Genomic DNA, 13,874 nt, shown 5'->3' with positions numbered 1-13,874 from the left:
GCAGTCCTTCACTGGCGCAGTTCTTCTGCGGCCTCAATGTCGATAATGCGGTGGATGGAGAGCACTCGTTCGGTTTCCTTGGCAGGATCAAAGACTCTGACGCGTCCGCCGTTTACGGAGAGGGGAACAACTGTCTCCAGGCAGGAATTCCCCTGGCTGTCCACCACGTTCATGCTCACGCGCTGCTTGAGCCGGATAGCCCGTTGCAGCGTCTCCAGCCCAAGCTGGGTCGCAGCTTCGCCGGAGCCAGCCACGGGGCCTGCGTGGTTTCCGGAGGCTTCAGCCCGCCTGTTCCGCAGGACGGCCAGCTGCGCGGCGACGTCGTCCTCGGCGGGTGCGGTCCGCGGCGCCGTGTAGACGGGGCGGGCGCTGCCGTGAACATGGTTAGTGCGGCGGAGCCGGACCACTCCGGGCTCGGCCTGGTCCACCGACGGCGAGAGGCCCAGTCCGCGCAGGACCTGGGCTGTTTCCCGCGGCGGAGCGGTGGAGATCAGTACCGTCGGCGCAATGCGGGCCAGCCCCAGGCCGGCCGCTTTGGACTCCGCCGCCAGTTCCAGCACCGTTGCCTCATCATCGCTTTGAATAAAGCTGGCGGCCATTCCCACCCGGAGCCGGCCGTGCCGGGACGCGGTGTCCTCCACCAGGTATTCCAGGGGCTGGGGCACGGCCGTGGCCGAATGCTCACGCAGGAACTCCAGCAGGCTCGAGGCGTCATGCCCGGCATCCAGCGCCCGCCGGACCGAGTTGGCGGAGAACCGGTAGATAGTGGCGGGCCCGTGCCCCTCGGCGTCGGCCATCACCAGTAGCCTTTCGGCCAGCTCCGGAGCCAGGTAGCCCGGGGCAACTGCGGTCAGGTCCGCCTGAAGCAGGACGTGGTTCAGTGCCGCAGGCAGATGCTCGCCCAGGATGCCCAAGGCTTCGTCCGGGTTGTCTTCGGCAATGGCGCTGCCCAGCTGGCTCAACGCACCGGAGCCGATCAGTCCGAGCAGCTCCGCTTCCGCCAGCACACCCCTGATCAGGGAACTGAACCGGCGGGCCATCCGCGGCTGCGTCCATTCAGCCCGCTGGAGGACGGCCGCAGCATCCAGGACCGGTGCCGTGCCGTCCGCAGCGGCAGCCTCCTGGGTGAGTTCCTCCAGGATTTCCAGGATCCGCTTCCTGACCACCGGGGCGTCCGGCCGCTGCGCCTCTGCCGAAAGGGCGTTAACGGTGTTCCCGGCCAGGGCACGGTGCGCGGCGGGAGCGCCGCCGGGGCCGTTAGCGGGCTGACCCACCAGTGACGGCACACGCTCGCTCGCGAGCCAGGCATTGACCAGCCACAGCCACTGCTCCTGGCGGGGGAGGGCCAGCCACTCCAGCTGCGGGGGCTGCACCCACGAGGACGAGTCCACATCAAGGCGCAACAGGCCGGCGAGCGCGCTGACCTCCAGCAGCAGGCCCGCCCGGTGCTGGTCGATGCGAAGCGTCTCGGCCAGCCGCTTCATTTCCCGGACACCTACGCCGCCGCTGCGCAGCGTGGCCAGCGGCTGTTCGCGGACGGCGTGGAGGAGGTCACCCACCAGCCGGAGGGTTTCGGCGATGGCGCCCAGCGCCGCGTTCCGGCGAAGCGCAGCGGTGGTGCTGCCCAGCTCCGGAACCGGCGGGGACAGGCAGAAGTCATTGATGATGGCGCCGCCACGCAGCGACAATCCCACGCTATGCGGCAATTCCACGTGCGCGGCGTCCAGGGGGACCAGCAGGCCCCGGGCCAGGAGCCAGTCAACGGGCCCGACGTCGGCGCCCTGGTTCGAGACCGACGCTTTCCGTTGCGCCTGGGGTACGGCACCCATGGCCCAGTTGCGGAATTTGGCGAGCAACGCCGTCGTGCGTTCCGGGGCTCCGGCCAAAGCCTCGCCGAGTGCCTCGGGCGAGGATGTCCAATGCTGCAGCGCGAGGGCTGCCTCCATGGGGGTGGTGGCGTTCTGGATGGAGACGCCGCTGCGGTGCAGCTCGGCAACGAGCTGGACTGCCCGCTGGGCAAACGCGGGCTGGAGCCTGACCAGCTCGGTGTAGCTGCGCCCCAGCCCCGCAGGATAGATTCCCACCACGTCCTTGAGGCTTCCCACCGGCAGGTAGTAGCGCTGGCGGTGGCCAGAAACCGCCGTTCCATGCGGCGGCTCTGCCCGGTGCACCAAAGCCAGTTCCTGGAGCGAGGCCAGGATGCGTTCCAGCGCCGCTACCGTGGACCCTGCAATGAGTTTCCGGACGCCCGCCGCCGAGGCGCTGTGTTCGGTGTCCGTGTTGGTACAGAGATGCAGCGTTTCCAGCACCTGCATCTGTGGCCTGTTAAGCCGCTCGAGCGCGCGCTGGACGCTGACCCGCGCACTTGCCCGCGCGGCCAGGGCGGAAAAGTCAGGAACGGCGGGGGACATAAGGTCCGGCCGCGCTGCAAAGAGCGCCCGCAACGAGTCATCGCTGCGTGCTTCCAGTTCTTTGCTGAGTGCGCGAATAAGGGACATCAGTCCAACGTTACCGCCCGCCGGACTTTCCTGCCCGGCGCCGGCCCGCCACGCTATCCAGGACAAGGAAGAGCATCAGCAGGAACGCAACCGGCAACCCGTACAAGGCTGTGGCGGTGACCCAGGCCGGAGCAGCGGAGCCTGCGAAGGCCAGTGCCATGACGGCTCCCACCGCCACGAGGGAAAGCATGGCAACAACCGCTGCGCAGATCATCAGTGGGCGCCGGTATCGCGAGGGTGTCATGCAGGCAACGCTAACAGCCGGGCGGCCGGTGGTGGCGCCACAGGCGGCCGTGAGCGGCGGGCACACAGCCGCAGGCAGGCGGCAGGACGAAGGGTGCGTGAAAGCAGGATTCCGGCCGCCGGCAGGATAACCTTGAGGGACAGACCAACACGGTCCGTCGCTGTCATACCCTGAACCCGCACATCAGTGCGGATGCGGTGACTGCCGGCCGTGTCAGAAGACGTCAGAACGAAGAAGGTTGATTACGTGCCTACCGGCAAGGTCAAGTGGTATGACAAGGAAAAAGGTTTCGGATTCCTCGCAGGCGAGGACGGCCAGGAAGTCTTCCTGCCCAAATCATCGCTGCCCGAAGGCATCACGGAGCTGAAGGCCGGCACCCGGGTTGAGTTCGGCGTTGCCGACGGCCGCAAGGGTGCACAGGCCCTGGGCCTGCGCGTCCTGGACAAGACGCCGTCCATCGCCAAGGCCAAGCGGCCCAGCGCCCGGGACCTCGCGCCGTTGGTCCAGGACCTGGTCAGCGTGCTGGACAACCTCTCCGGAACCCTGTCCGCGGGCAAGTACCCGGAAGGCAACAAGGGCAAGGCCATCGCGGCTGCCCTGCGCAAGGTTGCCGACGAGCTGGACGTTTAGGTCTTGGCCATGAACGCGGAAGCTGAACAGCCGGACACCACAACAGCGGAGAAAGTAGGCGCCAAAGCCGAGGCCAAGCGCCGCGCAAGCGTGCCCGTGTGGCGTACCGGAAAGCCGGATGCCTTCCTCGCCGCTGCCGTTGGCGAGGCGCGAACCGCCATCGAAGGCATCGCGGCGGCGTCGGACATCGGTGCGCACCTGGCTGCCAAAAGTGAGGGCGACCGCCTGGTCACCCACCTCTTCGAATCAAGAATGGCCGGCTACCACGGCTGGCAGTGGTACGCGATCCTGACCAGGAACTCCCGCTCCAAGGTGGTCACGGTCAGCGAGCTTGGCCTCCTGCCGTCGGAGGACTCCATCCTCTCCCCGGAGTGGGTGCCGTGGGCAGAGCGCGTCCGCCCCGAGGACGCACAGGCGGCAGAGGAAGAGGAGCCGCGCGCTGCTGAGGCTTCCGCTGCGGAGCCGGCCGCATCGCAGGCCGAGGCTGACACCCCCGCGTCCGAGGACCGGGACGAAGAATCCGAAGACTCCGAAGACGACGACCCCGCCGGCGAGGCTGACTAAGCAGTTGCCAATGCGCAGGGTTGAGAACCAAGAAGGCCGGCACTGATGTCCACCTTCAAATCCCTGCACATCCTCAACTACCGGATCTGGTTCCTCGGCGCGCTGGTTTCCAACATCGGAACCTGGATGCAGCGGACGGCCCAGGACTGGCTGGTGTTTGACCACCTCACCGATCACGACGCCGGGGCCATGGGTATCACCATGGCGCTGCAGCTGGGGCCGCAGCTTTTCCTGGCGCCGGTCGCCGGCCTCGTGGCGGACCGGTACAGCCGCCGGCAGCTGCTCATCATCACCCAGTCAATGATGGCCCTCCTGAGCACCGGCCTGGGCATCCTCGTGGTGCTCGGCGCCGGCCAGCTGTGGCACGTCTACGGCTTCGCCCTGCTGCTGGGCATGGTCTCCGCCCTCGATGCCCCGGTGCGGCAGACCTTTGTTTCTGAACTGGTGCGGGACGACTACCTGCCCAACGCCGTGGCCCTGAACAGCGCCTCGTTCAATGTCGCCCGGATGATCGGGCCCGCCGTGGCCGGCGTCCTCACCGTGGCGGTGGGTCCCGGCTGGGTGTTCCTGATCAACACGTTCACGTTCCTGGCCATGCTCCTGAGCCTGTGGAAGATCCCCGCCGCGTCACTGCGCCAGCTTCCCCGGGCGGCTCCGGGCAAGGGCCGGATCCGGGAAGGGCTGCGCTATGTGCGGTTCCGGCCGGACATTGTGGTGGTCCTGGTGGCCGTGTTCATCGTGGGAACACTCGGCCTTAACTTCGTGCTGTTCATCGCCGCCATGGTGGGCACGGAATTCGGGCTGGACGCCAGCGCGTTCGGGCTCATGAATTCCATCATGGCCATCGGTTCCGTGGCAGGCGCGCTGCTCTCCGCCGGCCGCCGCAAGCCCCGCTTGCGGATGATCTTCGGCGCGGCGGCTGCCTTTGGGGTGACCTCGGGACTGGCCGCGCTTGCCCCGGACTACTTCTGGTTCGGCGTGGCGCTGGTGCCGGTGGGCCTGTTCGCAATCACCATGATGACCAGTGCCAACGGCTACATCCAGACCACCACCGATCCCGTCATGCGGGGCAGGGTCATGGCCCTGTACATGGCCATCTTTATGGGCGGCACACCCATCGGCGCCCCGTTGGTGGGATGGGTGGCCAACGTCGCCGGCCCCCGGTGGTCGCTTTCCGTTGCGGCCGCCTCCGGGATCATCGCCGCCGTGATCGGAATGATCTGGATCATCCGCGCTCAGCGGCTCCGGCTCACCTTCAACCGGCGCGCCCGCGGCCTGCGCTACTTCGGCGTCGTCTCCCACCTGGGCGTCCAACAACCGGGGGACGACGCCGTCGGACGCTGACAACTGGCCTCACCACAACACAGCGCGAACGGACACTTGGGGCCCCGGTTCCGTGGGCCCCAAGTGTCCGTTCGCGCGTGGGGGAGCTACTTGCGCAGCTCGCCCACCACGTAGTCGATGCTTGCCAGCAGCGCGGAGACGTCAGCCGGCTCGATGGCAACAAACGTGGCGATCCGGAGCTGGTTGCGGCCCAGCTTGCGGTACGGCTCGGTGTCCACGATCCCGTTCGCGCGGAGCACCTTGGCGATCGCGGCGGCGTCGATCGAGTCGTCGAAGTCGATGGTGGCGATGACGTTGGAACGGTCCTCCGCCTTGGCCACGAACGGGGTGGCGTACTCGGAGGCCTCGGCCCAGGAGTAGATCCGGCCGGCGGAGTCAGCGGTGCGGGCGGACGCGAAGTCCAGGCCGCCGTTGGCGTTCAGCCACTGCACCTGCGCGTCGAGGGTCACCAGGGTGGAGAGTGACGGCGTGTTGTACGTCTGGTTCAGCTTGGAGTTGTCGATGGCGGTCTGGAGGTCCAGGAAATCGGGGATCCAGCGACCACTGGCCTTGACCCGGGCGGCGCGTTCCAGCGCGGCGGGGGAGAAGAGACCCAGCCACAGGCCGCCGTCGGAGGCGAAGTTCTTCTGCGGGGCGAAGTAGTAGACATCGGCCTCGGAGACGTCCACGTGCAGGCCGCCGGCTGCGGAGGTGGCGTCCACCAGGACCAGGGAACCGGCGTCGGCGCCCGCGACGCGCTTGACCGGAGCCGCGACACCCGTGGAGGTTTCGTTCTGCGGCCAGGCGTAGACATCCACGCCAGCCTCGGCGGCCGATACCGGGCGGGTGCCGGGCTCGGACTTGATGATGGAGGAGGCGTCCAGGAACGGAGCCTTGTTGGTGGCTGAGGCGAACTTGGAGCCGAACTCGCCGAAGGACAGGTGCTGGGCCTTCTTTTCCACGAGGCCGAAGCTTGCAACATCCCAGAACGCCGTGGAACCGCCCACTCCGAGGACCACTTCGTAGCCTTCAGGGGCACGGAAGAACTGGCTGAGGCCTTCACGGACGGAGCCCACGAGGTTCTTGACCGGTGCCTGGCGGTGGGACGTGCCCAGGATGGTCTTGGACGCCGCTGAGAGCGCTTCGAGCTGCTCCGGCCTGACCTTGGAGGGTCCTGCGCCGAACCGTCCATCCTTTGGCAGGAGGTCGGCAGGAATAGTGATGCTGGTTTCGCTCACGGGGGCTCCAATTTCGGCATGGACGTGGCTCACGTCCGGACGGTGGGGTGGCCGGTAGTCGGCGGTGACTGCATAAGGACCTCCCTTATTCTGCCTGAACCCTCGATTCGGCGGGAACCGGCGCCGTCATAGTCCGGCCACTGAGACCGTTTGTCCCCGCCCGGCATTATCCAGACAAATTCAAAATAGGCTAAGCTTTTTAGCGGACCTCGCCGCTGAGCGGGACGCGATACGGTGGGACAACGCAAGGTACTGCGCTCGAGGAGCTGAGCTGGATGACGGATCTGATCGATACTACGGAGATGTATCTTCGGACCATTTTGGAGCTTGAAGAAGAGAACATCGTTGCTCTTCGCGCACGCATCGCCGAAAGGCTGCGCCATTCCGGACCCACGGTGTCCCAAACCATCGGACGGATGGAACGCGACGGACTGGTCGTGGTCTCCGGAGACCGCCACCTGGAGCTCACGGAAGCCGGGCGGAAACGCGCCACGGAAGTGATGCGCAAGCACAGGCTCGCGGAACGGCTCCTGGCGGATGTGATCGGCCTGGACTGGGCCTATGTCCACGATGAAGCGTGCCGCTGGGAGCATGTGATGAGCGAGCGCGTAGAGCAGCGCATCTACGAATTGCTCAACCACCCCACGGAGTCTCCTTACGGCAACCCCATCCCCGGGCTGGCTGCCCTGGGCGGACCGGCGCCCGCGCTCCCTGACGCCGGTGTGATTAATCTCCTTGATGCGATGCAGGGCTACGGGCCGGCGTCGAACGTGACAGTCAGCCGGCTGGCCGAGCCCATCCAGGTGGAACCTGAGCTGCTGGTCCAGCTGGATGAAGGCGGGATCAGGCCTGGTGCCACGGTGTCCCTGGAGCGCGTAGGGGAGTACATTTCCGTGCGCGTGCCGGGAATCGAAGGGGCGCTCGAGTTGCCCCCGGAAGTGGCATCCCACGTCTTCGTTTCCGTCAGCTGACGGGAAGGCGGTCCGCCGCGTGGGGCCGCGCGTGGGGCCGCGCCATAGCGCAGCGAGGCAAGGTTCCGCAAAGATAACGGAATTGTTACTGTCCAAGTTAATCACCTATAGTTGAAACTCAGCGTCGATACAAAAGCGTTACCTGATCCGGAGCCGAGCTCTGCCAGCGGATCAGGTGCATCAGTCACCAACTGGCAGAGGCGGGGGAACCACAACCGGCAGTCGTAAGACTGCCTTGGGGTTAAGTCCGTCAGCAGCAAGCCTCTTCCAGCGAAGGATCCTCACGGGATATCTCTGCGCCAAGTGCTTGTCACGGCGGACCGGGTCTTTGAACTCTCTGACCCGAATCCGACAGCTAACTTCGCAGGCTACCCAGAGAGGAACATTCTTGACCACGCAATACTCCAGGGGCCGCCGTCGCGCGGTGGGTCCCGCTTCGGCGCCCAGAGTGGCCGAGGATTTCAGCGCGGAGAGGCCCCGCGACCCACAGCGGGAAGCCCGCCGCCGCCGGGGACCCTTCCGGCAGATGACGGATTTCGCCGCCGCCAGTGGCCTCGGCCAGAAGGCCGGCATCGCCTTGGCAGCAACAGGCCTGGCTCTCACCGTGACGGTTCCTGTGACCGGCCCCGTGATGGCCACTCCGGCACCCGGCCAGGCTGCGTCGGCCGTTTCCGCTGCTCCGCAGCCCGAAGTGACCGCCGAAGCCGCCGCCCAAATTGATTTCAGCCGCTCGTCCGTGGTGACCCAGGGTGATCCCGACGGCAAACTGAAGCAGCTCCTGAGTGCCCAGTCCGCGGGATCCATTACCCGCGCCGCCTCTGCCGGAAGCCTCGGCTCGCCGCTCGCCCAGCTGGCTACGGCCTCACCCTTCGGATTCCGAGTCAGCCCGATTACCGGCGGCTCCGGCGACTTCCACCGTGGCCAGGACTTCGTGGCACAGTGCGGAACCTCTGTCCTGGCCGCTGCCAGCGGTACCGTCACCTTCGTTGGCTGGCACCAGTACGGCGGCGGCAACCGCGTGGTGGTGGATCACGGCAATGGCCTTGAAACCACTTACAACCACCTCTCCTCCGCCAGCGTCAGGGTAGGCCAGACAGTCAGCCGCGGCGACGTTGTTGCCCTCAGCGGCACCACGGGCGCGTCCACGGGCTGCCACCTCCACTTCGAGGTCCAGGTCAATGGCGAAGTCGTTGACCCCACCGGCTGGCTCTGACCCAAATGATGGCCAACTCTCGAATCGCGGCGACGTGCCGTGACCTGAATGTGACATTGGCTCGGAACTCCTGTAACGTCTAAAGCGCGTCAACTTTTCCGAAGTTGACGTTCTTGAGTGGATTGCCTAGCTCTGCCACCGCTCAAGGTCCGTTCGCATGACATCGTCTGGCAGGGGCGGGGGAACCAATTTTGGTCTTCGATTCTGAAGGCCTTGGGGTTAAGTCGCAAAGCTTCCACTGTGAAGCAGCGCGGCCGGGTGACTCCCATCCGAATCCGACAGCTCACCTCGCAGGCATTGGGAGAGGCTACCTTCGTGTCTTCACGCCATACTTCTGCGCGTCACCGCGCACAACCGGTTCGCACTAACCCCTTGGGCTCCGTGTCCAAGGCCGTCAGTGCCAATGCCGGGACCGTAGGTCGCCAGGCTGCTGTTATCGCAGCTGCATCAGGTCTGATCCTGAGCATGGGGCTTCCGGCCAACGCTGCGGATTCCACCGCCGGCGTTTCCGCCTCTACCGAGTCCGGTTCCGCGCAGACGGCACTTGCCGTAACTGCCGCGCCCACGGCTACCGTTTCCTTCGAACGCCCCGTCATCAAGACGACGCCGGCGCCGAAGGTTGAGAGGGTCCGTGCGCAGTCCACGGCCTCCGAAACCGGGGCTCAGGGTGCTGCCGCAACCGAGGCCGCGGCCTCCAAGCTCGCTGACACTGTCTCCTCCGCTGCCGCTTCGGGTCTGGCAGCACTTGCCTACACCGGTATCGGACACCCCTACCTCTGGGGCGGCACCACTCCCAACGGCTGGGACTGCTCCGGCTTCACGCAGTGGGTCTACGCCCAGGCCGGCATCAGCATTCCCCGCACCAATGCCTGGACGGCCATGCGGCCCACCGCCACACCGGCCCCCGGTGACCTGGTCATGCAGAATGGCGGCGCCCACGTTGGCATTTACGTCGGCAACGGCATGATGATCAGCGCACTGAACCCGTCACAGGGCACGCTGCTCCACTCGGTGGCATCCACGGGCGGCGGATCCTTCTTCACGCTGGCCCCGTAGTTCCTGCAACCCAGTAGTTCCCGCAGCCCCGTGCTGCCGGAGCCGTTCTTCGCTGGAACCTTTTCGCTAGATCCCCGTTCGGGGCGTGCCGGCGTACCCCCAAGATGCCGGCGCGTCCAAAGCCCTCAGGCTGCCCACGCGGTCCTGAGGAAAACGAAAGAGAGAAAATTAATGACTACACGTGCAACTGTTGCACGGCACCGCGCCGAGGTCGCCAAGACCAACTCGCTGGCTGTCATTGCCAAGGCTGTCGGCGACAACGCCGGCGGCATGGGCCGTCAGGCTGCGGTTATCGCTGCTGCTTCCGGCCTTGTCCTGACCAGTGGTATCGCTGCGAACGCGGCTGACACCGGCGTCCAGCGTGAAGCTGCGTCCGCTTCGAACCTTGAGGCTGAGGTTTCCGCCCCGGCCATCATTTCGGCTGCTTCCACCATTGCCATCTCCTACGAGAAGCCCGCAGTGACCACCACGCCGGCTCCCGTTGAGGCTCCCGCGCCTGTTGTTGAAGCTCCGGCTCCGGCCAAGGCCGCGGCCACCCTCACGGTAGCGTCGGCCGCTCCGAAGGCGCCGGTCTCCGCCAGCGGCAAGGGCCAGGCCATCCTGTCTGCAGCCTATGCACAGCTCGGCGTCAGCCAGGACTGCACCATGCTGGTGACCAACGCCCTGGCCGCCGTGGGCATCAACTACCACGGCTGGCCCGCAGGGTACCTGTCCCTGGGTCAGACCGTCAGCGCCGCCGAGGCCCAGCCCGGCGACCTGATCTATTACGCCGACGGCGGCGCGGGCATGGCCCACATTGCCGTATACGCCGGCAATGGCCAGGCAGTGCACGGCGGCTACAACGGCAACCAGACCGTTGTCTTCAGCGCCAACGTTGGCTCGGGACCGGTCTTCATCCGCGTGTCCTAGCAGCTGATTCAGCCTTCGAAGGACCCTCGCCACACGGCGGGGGTCCTTTGCTGTCTGCTGCCTGCTGCCCTGATCCGGTGAGGTGCACGAATCCGACACGTGACGGCGGCCGCTTCGGCGATTAGCTGATCCCGGGATTCTTTGTTTACTCTTGTGGTGTCGATCCATAGCCCGGACATGCCGGGGGCAGCCGGCCCTCGTGCCCCTGACGGGTGCGGCCACAAAGAGGTACGTGCATGCGCACTCTCGTTCTGAATGCTGGATATGAACCGCTGGCGGTAGTCACCTTCCGCCGGGCGCTGGTGCTTGTGCTCACGGGCAAGGCCAGTGTCATTGCCGAGGGTGATGATCCTGTGGTGGGACCGCAGGAGATACTGGGCCGACCGTCCGTGATTCTCCTGAACCGCTACATCCGCCCCAGATACAACCAGAGCAGCGCAGTCTCCCGCCGCGGAGTCCTGCGGCGGGACGGCCACCGGTGCGCGTATTGCGGCAAAGGTGCGCACACCATCGACCATGTGCAGCCCAAATCACGTGGCGGCGCCGACTCCTGGGAGAACCTGGTGGCCGCGTGCCTACGGTGCAACAACACCAAGGGTGACCACACGCCGGCCGAAATGGGCTGGAAGCTGAGGTTTGATCCGGAACCGCCGCATGGCACCATCTGGCAGATCAAGGAACTTGAGAAGCCTACTCCGGCCTGGGATCCGTTCCTGCTGCCTGAACGGGCCGCCTGAGCGGGCCGCCCTGTTCCGGTCCCCACGGTAGTTCCAGCCCCGCGCAGTATTCCAGCCCGCGCGGTTAAGCTGGGAGGGTGGACGCTGACCCTCTCGACTTCGATGCCGTCATCCTCGCCGGCGGCCGTTCGTCGCGGCTCGGTGGCGTGCCCAAGCAGAGTCTGACGTACGACGGCGACTCCCTGTTGCGCCGCTCCGCCGCCGCTGCGAGGGGAGCCCGGGCCGCCGTCGTGGTTGGTCCGGACACCGGGGACGGGCCGGCCGGCGAAATCCCTGCCGGATTTCTCCGTTGCCGTGAAGAACCCCCCTTTAGCGGACCCGCGGCCGCCATTGCGGCCGGGCTCGCGGCCCTGGCCGCTGCGGGCGGCAGACGCCCCGGGCTGACGCTGGTGCTGGCCTGCGACATGCCCAACGTGGGGCAGGCGGTGGCGGCGCTGAAGGCTACTTTGCGTGCGCGAGGACCCGCCGCCGGAGCGCCCGCGGGCTTGGGGCCGCACGGCGTGGTGGCCGTCTCGGAGGATGGCCTCCGTCAGCCGTTGGTCGGTTTTTATAGCACGGCTGCGCTACAACGTTCCGTGGCGGAACTGGAAAGCGCAGGACGCTTAATCAACGGTTCGGTGAGGGCACTCCTTGCTAGTCTGGACGTGCAGCTTGTCGCCGTTCCGGCCGGCTCCACGGCAGACGTGGACACCTGGGACGATGCCGCCGCACTTGGAGTGGCCGGTCCGGATCCCGTAACCGGGCTCCGGGGCAACACTGCCGCAGACGATTTGGGAGGCAGAGCGTGAAGAGCCAGGAAGAGACGCTGGAAGAATGGTGCAGGTCCTTGCTCCAGGCGTATGAACTGGAGGACGTCCAGATCGACGTCAACACCATCCTGTCGCTGGCCGGCGTGGCAGCCCACTCCGTGGTCCGCCCCGCCGCCCCGCTCACCACCTTTATTGCCGGCTTCGCCGCCGGCCTGGCTGCCGGAGCAGGGCAGGCCACCAACGCCGCCGCCATGACCGCTGCCATGGACCGTGCCCGCACCCTGGCTGCTGACTATGACGCCGAATCCGCCGGGACGCCCGTCGAATGACTCCCGTTCAGTGACCGCCGCCGCCGGCGACGTATCCGAAAACCCCGAGCAGGAAACAGCCCCGGCAAAGCACCTTGCCCACACCTGGGACGAGGCTCGCAAAGCCGCCTTTGACATCGCCACGCCGATTCCGCCGGGCCGGGTTCCGCTGAGCCAAGCCTTGGGCAGGGTCCTGGCCGAAGACATCACCGCGTTGCACGACATGCCGCACTACGCGTCGTCTGCGATGGACGGATGGGCCGTCAACGGCAGCGGTCCGTGGATCGTGGCGGAAGCCGGCCAGCGGCTGGCACCCCACCAGGGCAGCCCCATTGTCACCGGCGGACTGATCCCGCCCGGCGCCAAAGCGGTCCTGCGTAGCGAAAGTGCCGTGCTTGGAACGGACGACGACGGCCTGCCGCTCCTGATGACCGGCGGCACTGCGCGCCCCGGCGAACCCGGAAACGGCCAGCATATCCGCAGGGCTGGCGAGGAAGCGGCGGCGGGGGAGGTGCTGGTCAAGGCCGGTGTAACGCTGAACCCGGCCCATCTGGCGGTCGCGGCGCTTGCCGGGCACGATGACCTGCTCGTCCAGGGAAAGCCCGTCGTCAAACTACTACTGACCGGCTCCGAAGTTGTGTCCCGGGGGCTGCCGGTTCCGGGACAGGTCCGGGACACCTTTGGGCCGCAGCTCCCGGCCGTAGTGGAAATGCTCGGCGGTATTAACGGCGGCCAGGAACGGATCGGCGACTCCTATGCTGAGTGGCTGGACGGTCTGGCAGACCTCCCACCCGAGGTGCCGGACCCCTCCGCGCTGCCGGCCGACGTCGTTATCACCACGGGCGGTACGGGCCGCTCGGACACCGACCACCTTCGCCGGGCCGTGGCGGAACTGGGCGGGCGGCTGGTCATCGACGGCATCGCCATGCGCCCCGGCCATCCTGCTGTCCTGGCCGAGCTCCCCGACGGGCGCTTTGTCCTGGGGCTCCCCGGGAACCCGCTGGCCGCAATGATGGCCCTGTCCACGGTGGGCGAACCGCTGCTGGCGGCGCTGGGCCACGGCATCATGCCGCCGGTGCAGGAGGTCCCGTGCGGCACCACACTCGAACCGGAGCCGGGCCGGACCAGGCTGATGCCTTTCCGCCTGCTGTACGGGATGGCCTCACCGGCCAAGCACGCGGGGCCGGGGATGATGCGCGGGCTGGCGTCGGCACATGGGGTGATGGTTGTTCCGCCGCATGGCGTGCAGCTGGGTGAACCCGTCCCGGCGTTCGCCTTGCCGTGGGGGCCGCCGGTGCCCGCACCCGAGAAGCCGGGGAGCAAGCCCAAGGGCCGGCCCGCCGCCAAGGCAGCCACCCGGGCCGCCGGCAAGGACGCTGCGAAGCCCGCCGGCCCGGTGGACTGGAGTGCCCTGCTTGGGTAGGCGCCGGGCTG

General features: G+C 67.0%; 14 protein-coding genes and 2 riboswitches. Of the genes, 11 read left to right on the top strand and 3 right to left on the bottom strand.

Going from position 1 to position 13,874, the window contains the following annotated elements; all coding sequences use genetic code 11:
- Positions 1 to 8: 8 nt before the first annotated feature.
- A complete protein-coding gene (locus tag MUN23_RS04360) occupies positions 9 to 2,498 on the bottom strand; it encodes a helicase-associated domain-containing protein (protein WP_248762286.1) in 2,490 nt (829 codons plus the stop codon).
- A gap of 10 nt (positions 2,499 to 2,508) precedes the next feature.
- Entirely contained in the window at positions 2,509 to 2,742 is a 234-nt protein-coding gene (locus MUN23_RS04355) for a hypothetical protein (RefSeq protein ID WP_058932785.1), read from the bottom strand.
- 246 nt (positions 2,743 to 2,988) lie between these two features.
- On the opposite strand from MUN23_RS04355, the gene MUN23_RS04350 reads away from it, so the two are divergent.
- The 3 genes from MUN23_RS04350 to MUN23_RS04340 are packed head-to-tail and all read left to right on the top strand — an operon-like array spanning position 2,989 to position 5,280.
- Positions 2,989 to 3,372, top strand: coding sequence for a cold-shock protein (locus tag MUN23_RS04350; protein WP_056347308.1), 384 nt, complete (start codon positions 2,989 to 2,991; stop codon positions 3,370 to 3,372).
- Positions 3,373 to 3,381: 9 nt separating this feature from the next.
- Positions 3,382 to 3,936, top strand: a complete 555-nt coding sequence (locus tag MUN23_RS04345) for a DUF3027 domain-containing protein (RefSeq protein WP_248762285.1) — start codon at positions 3,382 to 3,384, stop codon at positions 3,934 to 3,936.
- 45 nt (positions 3,937 to 3,981) lie between these two features.
- Positions 3,982 to 5,280 (top strand): MFS transporter, encoded by a 1,299-nt coding sequence (locus MUN23_RS04340; protein ID WP_248762284.1) that lies wholly within the window; start codon positions 3,982 to 3,984, stop codon positions 5,278 to 5,280.
- Between the two features lie 86 nt (positions 5,281 to 5,366).
- On the opposite strand, the gene serC is transcribed toward MUN23_RS04340, so the two are convergent.
- Positions 5,367 to 6,497, bottom strand: coding sequence for a phosphoserine transaminase (gene serC / locus MUN23_RS04335; RefSeq protein WP_248762283.1), 1,131 nt, complete (start codon positions 6,495 to 6,497; stop codon positions 5,367 to 5,369).
- 275 nt (positions 6,498 to 6,772) lie between these two features.
- Between serC and MUN23_RS04330 the strand changes: the two genes are divergently transcribed.
- From MUN23_RS04330 to MUN23_RS04295, 8 genes are all read left to right on the top strand, one after another.
- Positions 6,773 to 7,468, top strand: a complete 696-nt coding sequence (locus MUN23_RS04330; protein WP_058929975.1) for a metal-dependent transcriptional regulator — start codon at positions 6,773 to 6,775, stop codon at positions 7,466 to 7,468.
- A 141-nt stretch (positions 7,469 to 7,609) separates the two neighbouring features.
- Positions 7,610 to 7,853, top strand: a riboswitch (cyclic di-AMP (ydaO/yuaA leader).
- Between the two features lie 3 nt (positions 7,854 to 7,856).
- On the top strand, positions 7,857 to 8,681 hold the full coding sequence (locus MUN23_RS04325; RefSeq protein ID WP_248762282.1) for a M23 family metallopeptidase: 825 nt from the start codon (positions 7,857 to 7,859) through the stop codon (positions 8,679 to 8,681).
- Between the two features lie 148 nt (positions 8,682 to 8,829).
- Positions 8,830 to 8,992: riboswitch (cyclic di-AMP (ydaO/yuaA leader) on the top strand.
- 70 nt (positions 8,993 to 9,062) lie between these two features.
- Positions 9,063 to 9,737 carry a C40 family peptidase gene (locus MUN23_RS04320; protein ID WP_141141965.1) on the top strand — a complete coding sequence of 225 codons (675 nt, stop codon included), beginning with the start codon at positions 9,063 to 9,065 and terminating at the stop codon, positions 9,735 to 9,737.
- 171 nt (positions 9,738 to 9,908) lie between these two features.
- Positions 9,909 to 10,646: a C40 family peptidase gene (locus tag MUN23_RS04315; RefSeq protein ID WP_248762281.1), complete on the top strand. Its 738-nt coding sequence runs from the start codon at positions 9,909 to 9,911 to the stop codon at positions 10,644 to 10,646.
- A 236-nt stretch (positions 10,647 to 10,882) separates the two neighbouring features.
- Complete coding sequence (locus MUN23_RS04310; RefSeq protein ID WP_248762280.1) at positions 10,883 to 11,383, top strand: HNH endonuclease; 501 nt, start codon at positions 10,883 to 10,885, stop codon at positions 11,381 to 11,383.
- Positions 11,384 to 11,460: 77 nt separating this feature from the next.
- A complete protein-coding gene (locus tag MUN23_RS04305; protein ID WP_248762279.1) occupies positions 11,461 to 12,171 on the top strand; it encodes a molybdenum cofactor guanylyltransferase in 711 nt (236 codons plus the stop codon).
- Positions 12,168 to 12,461: a DUF6457 domain-containing protein gene (locus MUN23_RS04300; protein WP_056346664.1), complete on the top strand. Its 294-nt coding sequence runs from the start codon at positions 12,168 to 12,170 to the stop codon at positions 12,459 to 12,461. The genes MUN23_RS04305 and MUN23_RS04300 overlap by 4 nt, the downstream gene beginning before the upstream one ends.
- Entirely contained in the window at positions 12,427 to 13,863 is a 1,437-nt protein-coding gene (locus MUN23_RS04295; RefSeq protein WP_371875977.1) for a molybdopterin molybdotransferase MoeA, read from the top strand. Before MUN23_RS04300 ends, MUN23_RS04295 begins: the two co-directional genes overlap by 35 nt.
- Positions 13,864 to 13,874 lie beyond the last annotated feature (11 nt).

It is taken from the genome of Pseudarthrobacter sp. SSS035, assembly GCF_023273875.1.
Lineage (GTDB): Bacteria > Actinomycetota > Actinomycetes > Actinomycetales > Micrococcaceae > Arthrobacter.
This window is presented reverse-complemented; position numbering and strand designations above follow the sequence as displayed.